This window comes from Luxibacter massiliensis (assembly GCF_900604355.1).
GTDB lineage: Bacteria > Bacillota > Clostridia > Lachnospirales > Lachnospiraceae > Luxibacter > Luxibacter massiliensis.
Genome location: NZ_UWOE01000001.1, coordinates 3,124,026 through 3,143,849, shown reverse-complemented (window position 1 = coordinate 3,143,849; position 19,824 = coordinate 3,124,026). Strand labels below are relative to the sequence as shown.

Sequence of the window (19,824 nt, the reverse complement as noted above, 5' to 3'; positions counted from 1 at the left end):
CTCCTTTTCGGGTTTTGGGGTTATCGGTTATACGCAAAACGGGTGCCGGCTAAAGATTTCCATACTGCTTCACAGGCATCTAAAGTTTCCTCATCAAACGGGTCAATTTCTACAGAAGCAATGTTTTGCTCCAACTGTGTCAGCCGGCTGACACCTGTGAGTGTTGTAGTTACAGATGGCTGCTGGGATACCCATTTCATGGCAAGCTGCAGTGGGGTGATATGCAGGTTTTCTGCAATCTCTTTCAGCTTTTCAATGGCTGTGAAGTTTTCGTCCGACCAGTAGCGGTCATAGTAAGCGGACTGAAGCGCGAACCTGGTTCCCTCTGCGGGTTTTCCTGGCTTATGTTTTCCTGCCAGCATACCGGCAGCCAGCGGGTTATAGGCGGTCATGCCGACCTGGTGGGTTTTTAAAAACGGAAGAAGCTCTGCTTCAATCCCCCGGGTAATCAGGTTGTAGACATTCTGCGTCATAATAGGGCGTACATAATCGTACTTCTCACAGATGGCAAGAATATCTGCTATCTGCCATGCGGCATAGTTGCTTACGCCGATGTAATGTACCAATCCTTTATGTACAAGCTCATTCATGGTGTCCAGTGTCTCTTCCAGGCAAGTATGGTAGTCTGGCTGATGCAGGTAATAGATATCAATGTAGTCTGTATCTAATCTCTTCCTGCTGGCGTCGAACTGCATACGGATAGTCCGTCTCCCAAGTCCGCCGCTGCCATCGCCGGGTACTACCTCGTTTCCGACTTTTGTGGCAAGGATAACTTTTTCACGGTGGTTTTTAACCCACTTGCCGGCAATTTCTTCGCTTTTGCCCTGGTTATACGCATTGGCAGTATCGAGCACATTGATACCATGCTCGAAAGCATAGTCCATGATTGACATACTATCTGCTTCATCTGTCTGTCCGCCAAAAGTCATTGCGCCAAGGCTGAGTTCGGAGACTAATAAATTGGTTTTTGGAATAAAATTATACTTCATATTGTTCCTCCTGTTATTTGCTTATGCCGTAGATTTTGGCTCCCCGTTTTTGGAAGGCATCTGTGTCCTCTATGCCGCGGGTACAATTGTTTGTAATGCCAAAACCCTTTAAGAAATTAGTCAGGTTCTGCATACCGATAGTATACTGGTGTGTCTCCCGTTCGCGGCTGAAACCTGCTGTATGGTTAGTGAGTATGAGTTTTTCTGGCGGTATCTGATAGTAGGAATCTTCCAGAGGGAGGGATTCAGAATCAAAGACATCCACCGCTGCCATACGGATTTTTCCTGTCGTCAGGGCCTCTTTTAAGGCCTTAGTGTTGACAAGGGCGGCGCGGGCCGTATTAATCAATCCAGCGTTAGGCTTCATAAGAGCAAATTGCTCATAGTCAATGAGGTTGTGGTTCTCAGGAGTGACCCTGGCCAGGACGCTGATATAGTCGCTAGAGGATACCAGTTCATCGAGTTCCACCAGGCTGATTCCCTGGTCTGCCAATGCATCTTTGGGGAGGAACGGATCGTATCCGATGACCTGCATGTCGAATGCCTGCGCATATTGCGCGAGTCGGCGCCCGTTTCGTCCCATGCCCACAATACCAAGGGTTTTGCCGTATAGTTCGGTGGAGCGCGCCACGGCAATATCACGCAGTGCCTGCCGGTTTTCGTTGTTCCAGCCTTCATTGCGCATCCGTCCGGTCAGTTCGATGACAGGGCGTGCCATATTCATAATCAGGTTAAAAGTAAATTCGGCGACGGAGACAGTACAGCGCCCTGCGCTATTTAAGACCGGTACTCCATATTCTTTGCAGGCAGCAAGGTCAATATTCTCCTCCGGGCCATCGCGGACGGAAAGGATGAGCTTTAAGTCCGGACTGTTTTTGAGGACTTTCCGGGTAACTTTGTCATATGCTACGAAAAAGATATCACACCCTTCAAGCTGCTCGATAAGTTCATCTTCAGACAGATAACCGTTAGTTTGCCCATCCAGGTTGAAGCCGGCGCGCTTTACATCCACGACTTCCTTAAAGCGTGATTCCCAGACAGGACTGTAATCTGCTGTCCATAACATTTTAAGCATTTTGGTGACTCCTTCCTAATGATGTTTTGTTTTTGGTTTTGTAAGTTTTTGGTTCGTTTTTACAATATCTTTTTTTAGAAAAGAAAACAATATTTTACTGGCATTCAACATTCCTGTCACCGGTTTGTCATCTTGATGTCAGGAAAATCCAAATTATATCTAAGGGGCGCCCTTTGGATGTACTTCATGAGAAAAAGAGAGGTGGTTCTATTGATGTTTCATTCACGATTTAATTATCTAATGTCTGTGACAGGACTAAAAAATACGGAGATAGCCAACTGTCTGTATATTGACCGTTCTTTGGTGTCACGGTGGAGAACAGGCAAGAGGGAACCTGGAAAAAAGACGGTGGAACAAATTTCCGAGGCGGTTTACAGTCTGTGCAGTGACACAAACGACAGGCTTCTGCTATGCCAGCTTCTGCAGCTGAACTACAGTAATTCATACTTTCAGAATGATGGGAAAATGATGAAATATATCCTGGCAAAGTGGCTGTCTCCGGATAAAGAGGCAGAAGAGCCGATGAAACTGGATTGGGGAGGAGGCACGGCGGAGGATGTTATCAGGCCAGAGCCAATGAACTTGTATAACGGGGCGGACGGATACCGCTATTGTGTAAAAAATTTATTAAATCTTGCGCTCCAGGCTAAGAGCGGGTTTACCCTATACTTCTTTGGAAATGATAACCTGGAATGGCTGGTCAGGGATGAAAATTTCTTTTCCTGCTTCTGCAGCCTTTTAAGGCAGGCGGGAAATGTGGGGATGAAGGCACGGCTGATTTTCCATGTATCCAACGATTCAAAGAAGATGGACGATTATGTCAAGCTATGGTCTTGGTTCCAATCTATACCGGGGACTGAACTATATGGATTATACGGATTGGCAAACAGGGAAAATAACCGCCGTCAGTTTAATAACATCCTATTCGCTGTCCCAGAAGTAGGGGCTGTGGTGGGATGGTCGGTAAAAGCATCCTCACACCGGTATGTATCCATGATAACAGACATAAAAAATACAACCCAGGTTGTAGATGACATGGAACTGCTGCTTTCCGGAAGTATACCGCTTCTCCACACCTTGCTGGATAAAGTCCACCCGCCTGACAGGACTTGTGCCAGAGTGGGAACTGAATTTGCTGCCATGGATTTTCAATACGAGGCACTTTTAAACTTTGTAGAGACAGATATGTTTGCAGGATGCTCCCGGGAGTTTATTTCCCACAGTATGTCCCTCCCACTGGGGACAATGCCCGCAGAAGTGCTGGAGGAGATGATTTGTGACGCAGGCGGGGAGGAGAGGGAAATAGAACTTCTGCTGGCCGTACACCGAAGGTACCAGGACTGGCTTGAGACTTATGTAAGGCAGGGCACCATGGAATACTATTATTTCGATACTGGAAAGAGAAAACGCCCCCTGGCACGTTCTGAAGTTCTTTTCGGAAGGACGCTGTATTATAGGAGGGATCAGTATCAGCGCCATTTGAATAGTACACTTACATATATGGAGCAGCATGATAATTTTTATCTGTACCGTATCGAGGGAGATCCCATTTACCCCATTGATTTTGAAGCGGCATATGGAGCGTACCTCATTGGGTACAACAGTGGGCCTTCCTGCTATGCGGCTGTCTGCACGAACCAGCTTTTTGCCAACTGTGTGTTTACATCCATCAATGATTCTGCGAAGCTGCTGCCAGAGAACTCAACGAATTGACAACCTGGTGACAGTGTTGGAGAATCTGCGAAAAACATGAAAAAGAAACAGTGAAACTATATAATACACATATCAAAAACGAGAAGGAGAGAAAAATTATGAACAATATTAAATTAGCTCGGGTGGATAATCGGTACATTCATGGCCAGGTCAGCGCCCGCCTGGTACGGGAATTGGGAATTACAAAAATTTTGCTGATCAGTGATGCCTGTGCAGCGGATCCTCTGATGAGCGAGCTGTATAAACTGATGGCTGTGGACTTTGGGGTTGACGTCCTCTCCATCCAGGATGCGGCAGATAAGTGGCGGGAAGGGGCGTTTAACAGTGAGCCTGCCCTTCTGCTTTTGTGGGGCAATATAGGGGATGCGGTGAAGTCATATCAGATGGGAATGAAATATGCAGAGTTGGCTCTGGCAAACATCCCGGGAAACGGAAATAATATCCGGGTAAATAATTCCTGTTATATTACCGGGGATGAGGCAGGAGAGCTAAAGAAACTGTCGGCAGATGGCGTTGAAGTATATTTTCAGGCAACTACAGACATACCGAAAGTTTCCCTTGATGAAGCGCTCAAAATTACTAAACTTTAAAGGAAAGAGGTGTTTTCTATGACTGTTCTTCAAGTACTGCTGGTTGCGCTCTACTATGGATTTTTCTCCTCGCAGCCATTTATTCTTCTGATGGGAGTCTCTACTTTTGGATCCATTGCAGGGTTAATCATCGGACTTATCATGGGAGAGCCGGGGACAGGGGTTATGATTGGCGCCATGATCCAGGTTACATACCTTGGTACAGTTGGATACGGCGGGACAAGGCCATTCGACCAGTTTCTTGCCACATCTATTATCGTTCCTGTGGCAGTTGCCACTGATATGCCGGCAACTTTGGCTCTTGCGCTGGCCATGTTTTTCAGTGCCCTTGGCGGGGTCGTGCTGGATAATCCATGGAAAAAAATAAATACAAATGTCTGGGGGCCGCGCATTGATAAAGCAGTGGAAACCTTAAACTATGGCGAGATTGCCCGCTGCAGCGGACTCTATCCTATGCTGACCAGAATGTTGTTATCCTGTCCCTTTGTGATTGTGTGCATTTATGCGGCGACTTTCGGTGTGAACTGGTTTCTGGGTTCTGCCCCCCAGTGGCTGATTACTGGATTAAGTAATACCGGACTTCTCCTGCCTGCCATGGGATTTGCCCTCTTTATCACCACATATGGGAGGAATGCCCAGATTCCGTTTTTCCTCGCCGGTTTTTTGGTGATGATGTTTGCAGATTTGCCAATCTTGGGAATCGCAGCATTTGGAGGTTTTCTTGCATACCTTTCCGTCGCCTGGACGGATAATGACCTGTTAAAAAAGAAAGGGGTGTAAATCCATGGAGAGGAAAGAGAATACATACCGTAAGGTTCCAAAGACAATGCTGTGGCGCTGCTGGTTTTGGTTTATGTTCCTGCATATGACCTGCCAGACATTTGACAGAGGGTATGGAAATGCATTTACCGCCGCCATTGTTCCCATTTTACGTTATCTTTATAAAGGATGCCCGGATGAGGAGGCTCAGATACGGGAAGGGCTGCAGCGTACGAGGAATTACTATCTGTGTGAACAGAGTTTTTCCGGGGTACTGTTTGCCATAATTGTGGGGATGGAAGAGAAGAAAGCGAATGGAGAGAATGTAAATGGGGATATGATTTTTGCCACAAAAAATGGCATTATGGGGCCAATGTCCGGCATGGGAGACACAATCCACGGCTCTACGATACGGCAGTTCGGCATTGCTGTCACTATATTGCTGTGCCTGTCCGGCAATGTGGCAGGTTCTGTCCTGATGTTGATTGCCATTAATATTTCTCCTTTTGCCACTGCGTTTCTCAATGTAAACAGGGGATACCGGGAGGGCAGTGCATTTGTGTTAAATCTGCTTAAGAATGGAAAACTGCAAGGGATTGCCCATGCGGCAAGTACAATGAACATGTTTATTATGGGCGGAGTCGCCGCAGCCTATGTAAGTATCCGCACCGGACTGGTATTTGGCGGGGTTTCCATCCAGAATATCCTCGATCTGGCGCTGCCCGGCATCCTAGTGCTGGCAGTAATTTTCCTCTATTTTCTTTTGATACGTAAAAAGATACGTATTAATAAGATCATTTTCGGCACGGCGGTTGCCAGTGTGCTGTTTACAGTACTTCATATCATTGTGTAGGGGAAGCTGTGTACATGGATTCTTTAGAGGAATGAATAAAATGAAGAAAATCTATACTATTAATATGGTGGAAGGCCCTGTATTCAGAAAAATTCTGGTGTTCAGCCTTCCACTGGCCGCTACGGGGATTCTGCAGCTTCTGTTCAACGCGTCAGACATGATAGTGGTGGGGAAGTTTGCAGGTGGGAATTCCCTGGCTGCAGTGGGCGCCACCACATCTCTTATTGGCCTTTTGACAGGGACATTTCTGGGAGTATCTATCGGAGTGAATATTGTTGTGGCACGGTATCTGGGCTGCCAGGATGAGGAGTCTGTCAACACCGCAATCCATACGGCGATTGCACTTAGTATTTTACTAGGGATCGGACTGCTTATCCTGGGGCTTTTTTTGTCTGTTCCCCTGCTGCGGCTGATGGGCGCCCCGGAAGAAATAATGAGCCTGTCTTCGCTTTATCTGCGTATTTATTTCTTGGGCGTGCCTGCCAACATTACTTATAACTTTGGTGCTGCTATTTTGCGGGCGTTTGGGGATACCCAAAAGCCCCTTTTGTTTCTTGTGTTCTCCGGCATTATAAATATCAGCCTGAACCTGCTTCTGGTAGTTGGTTTTGGCCTGGATGTGGCAGGCGTGGCGATTGCCACGGTTGCCGCCCAGTATATTTCCCTCATTCTTGTCCTTTACTGCCTGGCCCATACTGAGGGGAGCGGGCATCTGGACTTAAAAAAACTAAAGATGGACTGGAGGGAGGCAAAAAACATGCTTTCCGTGGGACTGCCCGCCGGACTGCAGACTGCCTTTTTTAATGTATCCAATGTAATCGTCCAGAGCACAGTAAATTCTTTTGGGGCCAATGTGATTGCTGCCGCTTCGGCGGCAGGCAACCTGGAGACTTTCACAAGCCTGGCTATGGACGCGGTCTTTCAGGCGGCGGTAACTTTTACAAGCCAGAACATGGGGGCCGGGAAATTAAAGCGTATTCCGGTTATTTTCCGGGATGCTCTGCTAATTGTGCTGATTCTGGGCATATCTGTGGGGGGGCTGACCTGCCTTTTCGGGCGTCAGCTTCTGAGTATATATATTTCTTCCGGCGACCCTTCTTATGATGCGGTCATCCAATATGGGATGCTTAGGCTTATCTATGTGTGCGGGTTTCAATTTCTATGCGGCATGATGAATGTAGTATGTGGGATGGTAAGGGGGTTCGGGTATGCATGGCTTCCGATGGTGATCGCCATAGTGGGAATCTGCGGCCTGCGTATTCTATGGATTTTGACAGTGTTCCCGATGAACAGGACACTAGATACGCTCTACCTTGCATTCCCGGTGAGCTGGGTGGTGACAGGTGCTGCACAGTTCGTCTGCTATCTTGTGATTTGGAAAAAAATAAAAAATTTTTGATATTTGTATTATGTATAGTTTTATATTATGCCGTGGCGTGTTATCTGCCGGAGCAATATAGGATTATCTGTGTCATGAATGATACAAAGAAATAACACAATGTTATTTGAACGAAGGAGAGGATTCCGCCCCAAGACTCGCTTTACAGCACAAAAAGAGCCTGGCAGGCGGGATTCTTTAACTTACAGGGGAGAGGGAAAATGTAGAAAATGCTATGGCACATATTTTTCGTTGTGTTATCTCTGCTACAAAATTGACAAACAAAACAAGCATATTTATATTAAAAACTACCAATAAACAAGAGGTGAAACAAGATATTATTGTGAGGTATTTCTATAAATTTTGTATGGTATACCTGACAGCAATCAGGAAGGGAGAGAGGTTTTGTGGTAAAGAGAAAACTGGTAATCAGCAATCCGTCAGGACTGCATACACGTCCCGCTGCAGTATTTGCCAGGACGGCAAAAAAATATCAGAGTGAGACAAAGATTATTGCTAACGGCAGCAGTGTGAACGGAAAATCCACCGTATCCATCCTGTCAGCAGGGTTGGCAAAAGGGATAGAGATTGAACTGCAGACAGAGGGGGATGATGAGGCAGAGGCCATGGCAGACCTGACACAGCTGCTGGAGTCAGGATGTGGAGAATAGCGGCATGTATAAAATTGAGACACACCTCCACACCAGCCATATCAGCAAATGCGGGCGGATGGATGCAAAGGCGCTGGCAAGGGCATATCACGAGGCAGGCTATCATGGGATTGCCGTGACCGACCATTATAACAGAACTACATTTGCCCACCTGGGAGTAGATCTACAGTCTGGGGAAGATAAAGTGGAGAGATTCCTGGAGGGGTATAAAAGAGTAGCTGCAGAGTGCAGGAAGTATGGAATTATTGTATATCAGGGAGCAGAGGTACGCTTTGACGAATGCGAGAACGACTACCTGATTTATGGGTTTAGGAAAGAATTTTTAAGAAACCCTGAAATGATATTCCGCATGGGGATTTCCAACTTTGCATCCTTTGCCAGGAAAGAGGGAGTGCTGGTCATCCAGGCCCATCCCTACCGGCGGAAGTGTACTCCCGCAATTGCGTGTTACCTGGACGGGGTAGAAGTATATAATGGCAGTCCTCGGCATGAAAATTTCAATGAGCGGGCAGATGAATATGCCGCGGCCTATGGACTGATCCGGACAGCGGGTTCAGATTGCCACCAGACAGTGGACGTTGCAGCGGGTGGATTGCTTTCAGAAGAATTACCGGGGGACCCGTTTTCTTTTACAAACCTGCTGCGCTCCAGAAGATATAAACTTATGTGTGACGTACAAGAAAAATAAAAAGGAGGAGTTCTATGAAACTGGGATTTATTTCCGCCATTTTGGACGGGTGGAATTTTGAAGAAATGATTGACACGGCGGCAAGCCTGGGCCTGGAATGTGTAGAAGCCGCTTGCTGGCCCAAGGGCGGGAGCGAGAGACGCTATGCCGGAGTCAGCCATATTGATGTGGAGAACTTAGATGATGCTAAAATCTCGTATATTAAAGACTATTGTGCGAAAAGAAAGGTGGAGATATCTTCCCTTGCTTTTTACCCCAACCCAATGGATCACAATCCAGAGAAGCAGAAAGCAGCCGTAGAACACTTGAAAAAAGTTATTGATGCCAGCGCCCGGCTGGGCGTCAATATGGTCAGCACATTTATCGGGAGAGACCAGTACAAGAATGTGGAAGAGAACCTTAAGCTGGCCGGAACAATCTGGCCGCCTATTCTTAAGCTGGCAGAGGAGAAAGGTGTAAAAATTGCCATAGAGAATTGCCCTATGCTTTTTGACAGCGGTCAGTGGCCTGGCGGGCAAAATATATTTACCACGCCGGCAGTCTGGAGGAAAATCTTTGAAATTCTGCCGTCAGAGAATCTGGGGATTAATTACGACCCAAGCCATTTCGTATGGCAGATGATGGACTACACAGAACCTCTTTATGAATTTAAGGACAAGATTTTCCATGTACATTTCAAGGATATTAAACTTTATCCAGAGAAACTCAAAGATGTGGGTACAATGGCATACCCCCTCCAATATATGAGTCCGAAGCTGCCGGGCCTTGGGGATGTGGACTGGGGCAGATATGTATCTGCTTTAACGGATATTGGGTATGACGGATATGCATGTATTGAGGTGGAGGACCGGGCATTTGAGTCCAGCAGGGAAAAAATCCTGGATAGCCTGAAACTCTCAGAAAAATATATGAGGCAGTTTGTAATCTGAAAAGGATAGGAGGAGAAGCATTGAAAATTGTAGTATTAGATGGATATACAGAAAATCCCGGCGATTTAAGCTGGGAAGGGATATCTTCCCTGGGGGAACTGACAGTGTATGACCGGACGTCACTGACTGATGAGGCTGAAATTATCAGCAGGATTGGAGAGGCGGAGGTAGTCTATACCAACAAGACTCCCATAACCAAAAATGTCATTGACAGCTGTCCTGGCATGAAGCTGATCAGTGTTCTTGCCACAGGGTACAATGTGGTTGATTATACATATGCCAGGGAAAAGGGGATACCAGTGACTAATGTGCCCGCCTACGGAACTGATTCAGTCAGCCAGTTTGCCATTGCCCTGCTTTTGGAAGTATGCCACCATATTGGGCACCATGGGGAGGCGGTAAAGGAGGGCCGTTGGGAGAATAACCCCGACTGGTGTTTCTGGGATTACCCCCTGATTGAACTTTCCGGTAAGACCATGGGGATCATTGGCTTTGGGAGGATTGGCCAGAGGACAGGAGTTCTTGCAAAGGCATTGGGCATGGAAGTGCTTGCTTATGACACAGTTCAAAATGATACAGGGCGAGGGATTGCACAGTATGTAGCTTTAGATACCCTGCTTAAAGAGTCCCACGTGATTGCCCTGCACTGCCCTCTCTTCCCAGACACAGAGGGAATTATCAATAAAGACACCATTGGCAGGATGAAGGATAATGTCATCATCCTTAATAACAGCCGGGGGCCGCTGATTGTGGAACAAGATCTTGCGGATGCCCTCAACAGTGGAAAAGTCCTGGCAGCCGCTCTGGACGTAGTATCCACAGAGCCGATCCGGGGGGACAATCCACTGCTGAAGGCAAAAAACTGTATTATTACGCCACATATTAGTTGGGCCCCTAAGGAAAGCCGCCAGCGCATCATGGACTGTGCAGAGGAAAATCTAAAAGCATGGTTGGGCGGGAAACCTGTCAATGTTGTAAATAAATAAAACATGGTACAAAACTAAACAAAAAGTGCCTGCCAGGCATGTAGAAATCAAGGAGGAAAAAACAAGATGGAAAAACTTAGAGTTGCGATTGTAGGCTGCGGGATGATTGCCATAAAACGGCATTTCCCGGAAATGGCTGAAAACCCCAATGTGGAGATTGTGGCATGTACTGACTATGTGAAAGAACGTGCAGAGGATATGGCAAAACTGTACGGTGGTGTTGTGTGCGGTGATTATAAAGAGATTATCGAAAAAGTAAAGCCAGACGCCATGGTCATCTGTGCAGATAACGCGACACATGAGGAGACTGCCATTGCAGCATTGAATGCGGGAATCCATGTATTATGTGAGAAACCCCTCACTACCTCACTGGAGTCTGGAAAACGTATTATCCAGGCGGCAGAGAAGTCAGGAAAGAAACTGATGGTAGCACAGAATCAGAGAATGTCTGCGGCATTTAAAAAGGCAAAAGAAATCTTAAAGTCAGGAAAGCTGGGAAAAGTTCTGACCTTCAGTACAAAATTCGGGCATCCTGGGGCAGAATACTGGGCGGTTGACGGGAATACAGGTTCCTGGTTCTTTGATAAAAATTTAAATGAATATGGATGTATTGCGGATTTAGGCGTACATAAACTGGATTTACTCCGCTGGCTTTTGGAGGAGGAGTTTGAGGATGCGTCTGCATTCACAGCCGTGTGTGACAAGACAAAGCCAAATGGTGAGCCGGTAGAAGTGGCGGATAATATGGTCGCGATTTTAAGAAGTAAGAGCGGTATTATTGGTACCATTGCCACAAGCTGGACTTATTATGGCCCGGAGGACAACAGCCTTGTTGTATACTGCAAGAATGGTATTTTAAATGTTATGGTGGATGAGGACTTCCTGGTGAAAATTACTTATCCCGACGGCAGTGAAGAGTGCTACAAGGTAGCCGGGGTCGGCACAAATGAGCATCCTATTAAGACTGGCATAGATGACGAGTTTATTGACTCTATTCTGGAAGACAGAGATCCCCTGATTACCGGCATAGATGGCTATAATTCTCTGGCAGTGTCCATCGCAATCGCAGAGTCCGCTAAGAAAGGCACTCTGGAAAAGGTAATACAGTATCCCAATTAAAGTATGGAAGTGGCAGGCATCCTCATGGCCGGTTCTGAATGGGGAATTAGCAGTAACTGTTTAACAAGGTTATGCTTTATTAACATAGATATCATAACAGATTCTGAAAGGAGAAAAAAATGGATAAGTATTTAAACAGACTCAGACAAAAAATGGAAAACAAAGAGGTCATCACAGCATTCAGTACATCAAACCCGGATCCAATGGTAGCAGAAATGCTGGCAATGACAGGAGTAGACTTCGTATGGTGTGATGCAGAGCATCCGGCCAATGACTATCACGATATGCAGAATATGATTATTGGTACCCGTGCAGGCGGTGCGGCAGCTATCCTCCGTATGCGCTCCAGTAACCCTGTAGACTTAAAACCGCTTCTGGATATGGGCGCGGACGGGATTATCTTCCCGATGATTAATACTGCAGAAGACGCGCGCAAGGCTGTAGAGGCATGCAGTTATCCTCCGTACGGCGTGCGTGGGTTCGGCCCCCAGAGGGCAGCGGATTATGGACTGCTAAGTTCTGCTGAATATGCAAAGAGCCGTGACAAAGTAGACAGCGGGTTAGTTAAGATTATGACCATTGAGACACAGGAGGCATGCCGCAACATCGAAGAAATCTGCCAGGTGGAAGGCGTAGATATGCTGGATTTAGGGCCTGGAGATTTATCCATGGATATGGGAATTCCAGGACAGGAAGCAGATCCCCGCGTAAGAGAAATGCTGTTTGAGGCGGCTGAAGTTTGCAAGAAATATAACAAACCGATTCTGGTATTCCCGGGAGAGGATAAAGAATTAATGAAAAAGTGGATGTCCTATGGACTCAGTGTAACTTTTGTACTGGGATTTGATATGAGTTACCTTGCAACACGCGTGAGAGATCATATTGGCATCGTAGAAGAAGCAAAAAAAGAATTTTTGGATAAATAGAGTCCTACTTTTTAAAACGCACTGGTATATTAGCCTTTTCTGGGTAGTACCAGTGCGTATTTTTATACCTAAAGAACACCCCTTAAGGCATGTCCCATGGGGACGGGCGGACTCCCTCCGATAAGGCTGTGCTTATTGAACTGCCTGTGTCAGGCAAGGTTCCGCCCAAGGGGCGCCCTTTGGGTATGCCCTGAGGGATACTCTTTATTTAGTGATACAGTACACACATTTTGGAAGAAAGGAGAAGGCATATTATGGTGAAATTAGAAGGGACTGCCGTATCCCAGGGAATTGCGGCTGGAAAAGTATATATTTACAGGCCTTCTTCCTGCATTGTGGAAGAAGGACATTTCCCCCAGGAAGAGAAGGAAGCCAGGCTTGCTGAATTTGACGCTGCCGTGAAAAAGGCTGCGGAAGAACTGGCTGAAGTCATCCAAAAAATGCGGGAAACTGGAGACGACAAAGCAGAGATCATAGAGGCACATCTGGAGATTCTGGAAGACGAGGAGATGGCGGAGGAAATCCATGGGGCAATAGCAGATGAACTTTTGTTTCCAGACTGCGCAGTAAAAAAGGTATATGATAAATATATAGCGTTACTAGGAAACATAGAAGACAGTCTGTTCCAGGAAAGGGTAGCGGACATGCGGGATGTAAGCGGCAGAATTCTTCGGGTTCTCCAAGGGAAGAAAGCGCAGGATCTTTCCGCACTTCCCGGTCCTTCTATTATTGCTGCGCATGACCTGCTGCCGTCAGATACAGCAACTATGGATAAAAGAAATGTATTGGGAATTGTAACGGAAATAGGCGGGATGACCTCCCATTCAGCCATACTGGCGAGGAGTTATAAGATTCCCGCTGTTCTTGGGGTGCCTAGCCTGCTGGATACACTAAAAGAGGGGGAGGAGTGCATACTGGATGCCTTGGAGGGATGCATATATTCCTCCCCAGAAGTAGAATTAAAACAGGAATTTGAGGACAAAAGAAAGTGTTATCTCGACAGTATGAATAAGGCAGAACATTATCTGGAGCAGGAAGGTTTGCTTTCTGACGGACAAAAGATTGAGATTGGGCTCAATATTGGTTCTGACCAGTGGTGTGAAGAGTACCGGTATTGTGATTTTGTCGGACTGTTCCGTTCTGAATTCTTGTATATGCACAGCAGCCATATGCCGTCGGAGGAAGACCAGTATAAGGCCTATATACGTGTATTAAAGCACGCGGCGGGGAAGCCTGTGACTCTGCGGACATTGGATATTGGCGGTGACAAGACATTATCTTATTATTCCCTTCCAAAGGAGGAAAACCCCTTTCTTGGAAAACGTGCCTTGCGGCTTTGCTTTGCAGAGCCTGAGTTATTTAAGACACAGCTTAGGGCCGCACTGCGTGCTTCCGCAGAGGGCAGGCTTAATTTAATGTTTCCTATGGTAGGGTCACTGGAGGATATCCGAAAAGCACGGGAAGCGGTGGAGGAGGCAAAGGAAGAACTTCGCCAGGAGAGGGTACCCTTTGATGAAAACATAAAATTGGGGATTATGATAGAGATTCCCTCTATTGCAGAAATTGCGGAACTGGCGGCAAAGGAAGTGGATTTCGCCAGTGTGGGGACCAATGACCTGACCCAGTATCTTCACGCTGCAGACCGTATGAATGCGGATGTATGTGCTTATTACCAAAGCTTTTCTCCTTCGGTGTTCCGGGTGCTGAGAAGAATTGCGGGAGCCTTCAGAGAGGCGGGCAAACCACTCTCAGTCTGCGGGGAGCTGGGAGGAAATCCAAAAGCAGCAGTAGTTCTTGCCGGAATGGGAATGACAAAGATGAGCATGAGCGGGGCTAATATGGCCAGGGTGAAACAGGCGCTTTCTGCATTTACCTTTGAGGAGGCAGTCCAGATAGCGGAGGCAGTCTGTGGCCTGGGGAGCCAGGAGGAGGTTCTGGAGTATATTGGCCGGGTATTCAAAGAAAAAGATATAATTTAAATGTTTTTTTTCGGAGATTAGTATTAAAATAAAAGTTTTGCACAACACAGTTTGAAGAGCTTTGGGAAAAATGTGGCAGTATGAGTGTCAACCTGTCAAACAGAGACTGACACAATCAAAAAGAGGAAGAAAGCTAAACCTGAACTGAAAAAAAACTGATGGAATGCAGCGGCGCAGCCTGGAGATTTATTGTAATTTTTACATAATACAAACGTAAGAATGTGTTGATGATTGTGTGAAATTGACAACAAAAAGCGACATATATAAAATTAAAACATCAAAATTAATAAAAAATTTAATTCGTTTCCCTCTATATTAATTAATATGTTATGGCCGTGTTTTTGGGAAGCGGATGAAATGTAAGGAGGATGAAGAATGAAAAAAAGAATTGTATCGGTATTACTGGTCTGTGCCATGGGCATCACCATGCTGGCAGGCTGCGGCGGTTCAGGCAGTGGATCGGACAGCAGTTCTGCTGAGGCTGGAGAAGATTTCGAGTTTACCGAAAAGCTAGATCCTGAGACAGAAGCTACCATCAATATGCTAATGCCATCCAGTCCCCAGACAAGGGCGCTGCAGGAACTGCTTGAGACAGAATTTAAGGAACAGTACCCCAATATTAAAATTAATATTACAGAGTCTACTGGAAATGATATTCCCACCCAGGCTATGACGGAGGCGGTTTCCAGTGCAGGGTCATATGATGTCATCTGCCAGTCAGCTACAGTGCCGGCCCTTGCCAATGCGGGGGGGATCTATCCGATTGATGGCTTTATAGAAAGGGATGCCGATGAGCTGGATTTTGAGGATTTTGTTGATAACGGACTGGCCTATCAAGGAAAGACATATGCACTGCCATACCGTTCAGATATTATGATGCTGCACTATAACAAAGAGAAGTTCCTTGCAGCGGGCCTTGACCCAGAAAATCCCCCTTCTACATGGGAAGAATTCAGAGAAGCAGCTAAGGCAATGACAGACGAAAGCACTGGTGATTATGGCCTCTCCATCGACTATGCGGCTACAAATGGAAATACGAATTCCTTCTATCTGTCAATTCTGTATTCTATGGGAGGCAGCTATTTGGATGAGGAAACAAATGCGCCGGCGTTTAATGATGAAATCGGGGTAGAAGCGGCTCAGATGTATATCGACTGGCTGAAAGAGGACAAGGTAGTAAATCCGGCATCCGTTGCATGGAACGGCAATGATGAGGCGGCGGCATATTTCAGTAATTCTGCGGGTATGCTGATTCACTGGCCTGCAAGATATACAGAGGCCAATAACGACCCATCAAAGTCCAGTATTACAGGGAACAGCCTTGTAGCTCCTCTCCCAGGCGATGGGGGCACGCTGGCATTCGGCTGGTCTTTTGTGATCATGGATACATCAGAATATAAGAATGCTGCATGGGAAGTTATTAAATTTGCAACTTCAAAAGATACTCAGATTAAAACAATCGAGGCAGGCGGAGACTGTAATCCTACGAGAAAGAGTGTCACAAGTGATGCAGACCTGCAGGAAAAATATCCAGTCCTTAAGGTGCTTGACGAGGCTTTAGCTAACGCCAGGCTGTATCCACAGGTAACGCAGGCTGAGAATATCCGTGCAATCATCGGAAAATATATCAATCAGGCAGCCACTACAGATATGACGGCACAAGAAGCAATGGATGCCGCCGCAAAGGAAGCGGAGACCGCACTGAAAGACAGCGGTGAACTAAAAGAGTAAAAGCAACCTTGCGGCAAGGGGGGGGCGCCCTATATTGGCGCCCAGCCCTGATTAAAAAATGATAAGGAGTATAAGAACTTATGAAACGTATTAAAAGTGCGCGGGAAAAAAGAATGCAGAGAACGGGTCTGCTGTTTTGTGCTCCTGCATTTTTACTTACAGCGGTCTGCGCCATATACCCGCTTCTCTACACGATTGTAATGAGCTTTTGTGACTACAACCCTGCAGTTGGAAGGAAACCGACCTTTACAGGACTGGGCAATTATATAAAAGTCTTTGAAAGTCCTGATGTTTTGAACTCATTAAAGGTGACCTTTATCTTTGCATTTTTCTCTGTCCTGTTCAGTATGACATTCGGCCTTTTGCTGGCGCTCATGCTGAACCGTAATATTAAAATTAAAGGATTGCTAAGGTCTATATCTATTCTGCCGACGCTGATGTGCGGCGTGGCAATTGCGGTCTGCTGGCAGACACTGTTTTCCAACGATTTTGGATTATTTAACTATATTCTCTCTGTTCTGGGGCTTCCGGAGCAGAACTGGCTGGGAAGTTCAACCTGGGCAATGCCCTCCCTGATTTTTGTGGAGGCATGGCAGAGTTCCCCCTTTGTTATGGTTCTTCTGCTTGCGGGGCTTCAGTCAGTGGATCTAGATTTATATGATGCAGGCGATATCGATGGAACTAATGCGTTCCAGCGTTTTATACATATAACATTTCCACAGATTCGGACTGTATTTTTTACAACACTTGTCATACGGATCATAGATGCATTTAAAACATTTGAAAAACCTTTTGTTTTGACCAAAGGGGGCCCTGGAAACTCTACACAGTTTATCAACCTGTATACGTATAATACAGCGTTTATTGGATGGGATATGGGGTATGGTTCTGCAGTGGCGGTATTGATTCTGCTTATCTGCGGTTTGATGGCGGCAGGACTGATGCTCGTCTTTATGAGAAAAGATTAGGAGGGAGAGAAAATGGATCACACACGTAAACGGTTTAAAAAGAAAAATATCACCAATGCGCTGCTGACAGTTGTGGGGATTCTTGTGGTAGTGATGATCTTCCTTCCCATACTGTGGATGGTGAGGACATCCGTCATCACATTGGTGGATTTATATGAAAGGCCGCTGGTTCTTATTTTTGAACCCATTTTCACAGCATATAAGTCTGTTTTTGCGGGGCAGGATTTTTTGAACCGTCTTTTAAACAGCTTGATCATAGCAGTTGCCACAACACTTTTATGCGGAATTACAGGGGCTCTGTGTGCATATGGAATGTCACGGTTTAAACTGCCCGGGGGAATGTTCCTGCCGTTTTCTTACCTGTTCCTCCGCATGATTCCATCGATGGCGATTGTCATTCCGGTATTTAATACTTTTAAGACACTGGGGCTTCTGGATACCAGGACAGGACTGGTTCTCGTATATACTACTTTTGGACTGCCCCTTGTAGTATGGACGCTGTGGGGATTTTATAAGTCCATTCCAAGGGAGCTGGAGGAGGCTGCTGCAATTGACGGGAGCAATGCATTGTCCACATTTGTAAGGGTCATCCTGCCTATATCGGTTCCTTCTCTGGCGTCTGTGAGTATTCTGACATTTACTTCTGCCTGGAATGAATTTTTCTTTGCAATGATTTTGACTTCAAAAAATGCGTCCACGGCGCCTACCGCTATTGCGCTGATTATCAACAGCCTGGATTTAAGCTGGGGTGAGGCGTCGGCAGCAGGAACCTTGATCATCCTTCCGGTTGCAATTATAGGAGTCATTGGACAGAAATACTTTATCAGCGGACTTTCCGCGGGGGCTGTGAAGGGGTAATCCGCACAGCATTTATCTGAGATAAAGAACAGGCCATGAGGCCGGTTCTTATCAATAAATAATATAATTAACAAAAAAGGAGGACATAATTATGTCTAAAATGGGTACAGATGTTGTCTGCCATATCGCAATGGTAGTAGATGACGTAGAAAAAGTTGCTGCAAACTGGGCGAAAATATTTGGGTTTGAAATGCCGGAAATACAGTATGTTCCACCTACAGAAAAAACACCTGCTTTTTACAGGGGCAGCCGCGGAGATTATTCTGACTGCAAGCTGGCAGTGTTCCACTTTAATAATCAGCTGAATGTGGAGATGGTACAGCCTGGCGAGGCGCCCAGTCCATGGAAAGAGACATATGAGAAAAACGGAGGAAATGGGTTCCAGCACATGAGCTTTATCGTACCGGATATAGAGGAAGCCTACAACGCACTGCAGGAGATTGGCGCTCCAAAGCCTTATCATGTAGGGTACAATAAGACTCGTACATATTCCTTTATAGATACAACAGAGCAGCTGGGAATTGAATTTAACGTTAAGTGTGATTTAGACAATACACCGATTATCGACTATGTAAATGAGCATCCAGAAAAAATGGTAAAAGGCGAAGAAATAATGAAAAATAAACTGGATGTCTAAAATTTATTCCGCAGAAGACAGAGGGGACGAATTATTATGGATAATTTAAAAGTGATGGGGGGCCGTATCTCTAACAGGATCACCCGCCAGTATCTGGAATCACTGGTTTTGGAAATGCGTGTCATAGATACCGCAGAGCCATCCACAGAGTTTGAACTTTTTGGAGAAAAATTTGCTACACCAGTAATGACTGCAGCCCTGTCCCATCTTGAAGGAATCTGCAGGGACGGCATGGTAGAAATGGCAAGAGGCGCAGCAGCAGCGGGCGCCCTTGTATGGGCCGGCCTGGGAAGCGATGAAGAACTGGAAAAAATGATAGGCACAGGGGCAAAGGTCGTTAAGATTATTAAACCCTATGAAGACCCGGAAGAAGTTCTGCGGGAAATAAGGCATGCAGAGAGCTGCGGCGCACTTGCAGTGGGCATGGATGTGGATCATCCATTTGCCAGAAATGGAAAATACATGACATTGGAAGGCCACAAAATGGCAGCAAAAAGCTTGGAAGATATGAAAGGGTTTGTGAGGGAATCTAAACTTCCCTTTATTGTAAAAGGTGTTCTAAGCGTACAGGATGCCCGCAAATGCGCTGAGATGGGGGCGGCGGGAATGATCGTTTCCCATCATAATGCAATTATTGACTATGCAGCGCCGCCGCTTATGGTATTGCCCGAGATTTTGAAAGCTGTCGGCGGCACGATGCCGGTTTTCGTGGATTGCTGCCTGGAAAGCGGCGCAGATGTTTATAAGACAATGGCGCTGGGCGCAAGCGCTGCCGGAGTGGGGCGTGCGCTGATGGGGCCGTTGGGAGAGAAAGGCGCCGATGGCGTAAAAGCAAAAATTCAGAAAATTACAGCTGATCTTGCATATCTAATGGGGATGACAGGCTGTCAGGATGTCAGCCATTTTGACGCCTCTGTTGTGAGATATCTGGAAAACCGGATGGTATAAAAAGTTTATCTATATTATAAAGAAAGG

Annotated in this window: 19 protein-coding genes; 17 read left to right on the top strand and 2 right to left on the bottom strand. The window is 46.2% G+C overall.

Annotated features, from left to right (window positions below):
• Positions 1-20: 20 nt before the first annotated feature.
• Together EFA47_RS14445 and EFA47_RS14440 are read right to left on the bottom strand one after the other, a co-directional pair.
• Positions 21-989, bottom strand: coding sequence for an aldo/keto reductase (locus tag EFA47_RS14445; protein ID WP_122643926.1), 969 nt, complete (start codon positions 987-989; stop codon positions 21-23).
• Between the two features lie 13 nt (positions 990-1,002).
• Positions 1,003-2,064, bottom strand: coding sequence for an NAD(P)-dependent oxidoreductase (locus EFA47_RS14440; protein WP_122643925.1), 1,062 nt, complete (start codon positions 2,062-2,064; stop codon positions 1,003-1,005).
• Between the two features lie 186 nt (positions 2,065-2,250).
• Between EFA47_RS14440 and EFA47_RS14435 the strand changes: the two genes are divergently transcribed.
• The 17 genes from EFA47_RS14435 to EFA47_RS14355 all read left to right on the top strand — a co-directional run bounded on the left by EFA47_RS14435 (position 2,251) and on the right by EFA47_RS14355 (position 19,797).
• Positions 2,251-3,777 carry a helix-turn-helix domain-containing protein gene (locus EFA47_RS14435; protein ID WP_164690015.1) on the top strand — a complete coding sequence of 509 codons (1,527 nt, stop codon included), beginning with the start codon at positions 2,251-2,253 and terminating at the stop codon, positions 3,775-3,777.
• A gap of 98 nt (positions 3,778-3,875) precedes the next feature.
• Positions 3,876-4,367: a PTS system mannose/fructose/N-acetylgalactosamine-transporter subunit IIB gene (locus EFA47_RS14430; protein WP_122643923.1), complete on the top strand. Its 492-nt coding sequence runs from the start codon at positions 3,876-3,878 to the stop codon at positions 4,365-4,367.
• An 18-nt stretch (positions 4,368-4,385) separates the two neighbouring features.
• The gene (locus tag EFA47_RS14425) at positions 4,386-5,147 is read left to right on the top strand and encodes a PTS sugar transporter subunit IIC (RefSeq protein WP_122643922.1); all 762 of its coding nucleotides are present in this window, start codon (positions 4,386-4,388) and stop codon (positions 5,145-5,147) included.
• Positions 5,148-5,151: 4 nt separating this feature from the next.
• Positions 5,152-5,979: a PTS system mannose/fructose/sorbose family transporter subunit IID gene (locus EFA47_RS14420; protein WP_122643921.1), complete on the top strand. Its 828-nt coding sequence runs from the start codon at positions 5,152-5,154 to the stop codon at positions 5,977-5,979.
• Between the two features lie 40 nt (positions 5,980-6,019).
• The gene (locus EFA47_RS14415) at positions 6,020-7,378 is read left to right on the top strand and encodes an MATE family efflux transporter (protein ID WP_122643920.1); all 1,359 of its coding nucleotides are present in this window, start codon (positions 6,020-6,022) and stop codon (positions 7,376-7,378) included.
• Between the two features lie 386 nt (positions 7,379-7,764).
• Complete coding sequence (locus EFA47_RS14410) at positions 7,765-8,028, top strand: HPr family phosphocarrier protein (RefSeq protein ID WP_122643919.1); 264 nt, start codon at positions 7,765-7,767, stop codon at positions 8,026-8,028.
• A gap of 4 nt (positions 8,029-8,032) precedes the next feature.
• The gene (locus tag EFA47_RS14405; protein WP_122643918.1) at positions 8,033-8,716 is read left to right on the top strand and encodes a PHP domain-containing protein; all 684 of its coding nucleotides are present in this window, start codon (positions 8,033-8,035) and stop codon (positions 8,714-8,716) included.
• Positions 8,717-8,730: 14 nt separating this feature from the next.
• Complete coding sequence (locus EFA47_RS14400) at positions 8,731-9,645, top strand: sugar phosphate isomerase/epimerase family protein (protein WP_122643917.1); 915 nt, start codon at positions 8,731-8,733, stop codon at positions 9,643-9,645.
• A 20-nt stretch (positions 9,646-9,665) separates the two neighbouring features.
• Positions 9,666-10,631 (top strand): D-2-hydroxyacid dehydrogenase, encoded by a 966-nt coding sequence (locus EFA47_RS14395; RefSeq protein WP_122643916.1) that lies wholly within the window; start codon positions 9,666-9,668, stop codon positions 10,629-10,631.
• A gap of 66 nt (positions 10,632-10,697) precedes the next feature.
• Positions 10,698-11,750, top strand: coding sequence for a Gfo/Idh/MocA family protein (locus EFA47_RS14390; protein WP_122643915.1), 1,053 nt, complete (start codon positions 10,698-10,700; stop codon positions 11,748-11,750).
• 119 nt (positions 11,751-11,869) lie between these two features.
• Positions 11,870-12,676, top strand: a complete 807-nt coding sequence (locus EFA47_RS14385; protein ID WP_122643914.1) for an HpcH/HpaI aldolase family protein — start codon at positions 11,870-11,872, stop codon at positions 12,674-12,676.
• 254 nt (positions 12,677-12,930) lie between these two features.
• Positions 12,931-14,655 (top strand): phosphoenolpyruvate--protein phosphotransferase, encoded by a 1,725-nt coding sequence (gene ptsP, locus EFA47_RS14380; RefSeq protein WP_122643913.1) that lies wholly within the window; start codon positions 12,931-12,933, stop codon positions 14,653-14,655.
• Between the two features lie 375 nt (positions 14,656-15,030).
• Complete coding sequence (locus EFA47_RS14375) at positions 15,031-16,386, top strand: ABC transporter substrate-binding protein (protein ID WP_122643912.1); 1,356 nt, start codon at positions 15,031-15,033, stop codon at positions 16,384-16,386.
• Between the two features lie 80 nt (positions 16,387-16,466).
• Complete coding sequence (locus EFA47_RS14370; RefSeq protein WP_122643911.1) at positions 16,467-17,354, top strand: carbohydrate ABC transporter permease; 888 nt, start codon at positions 16,467-16,469, stop codon at positions 17,352-17,354.
• A 12-nt stretch (positions 17,355-17,366) separates the two neighbouring features.
• Positions 17,367-18,212, top strand: coding sequence for a carbohydrate ABC transporter permease (locus tag EFA47_RS14365; protein ID WP_122643910.1), 846 nt, complete (start codon positions 17,367-17,369; stop codon positions 18,210-18,212).
• Positions 18,213-18,303: 91 nt separating this feature from the next.
• A complete protein-coding gene (locus EFA47_RS14360; protein WP_122643909.1) occupies positions 18,304-18,849 on the top strand; it encodes a VOC family protein in 546 nt (181 codons plus the stop codon).
• Between the two features lie 36 nt (positions 18,850-18,885).
• The gene (locus EFA47_RS14355; RefSeq protein ID WP_122643908.1) at positions 18,886-19,797 is read left to right on the top strand and encodes an alpha-hydroxy acid oxidase; all 912 of its coding nucleotides are present in this window, start codon (positions 18,886-18,888) and stop codon (positions 19,795-19,797) included.
• Positions 19,798-19,824 lie beyond the last annotated feature (27 nt).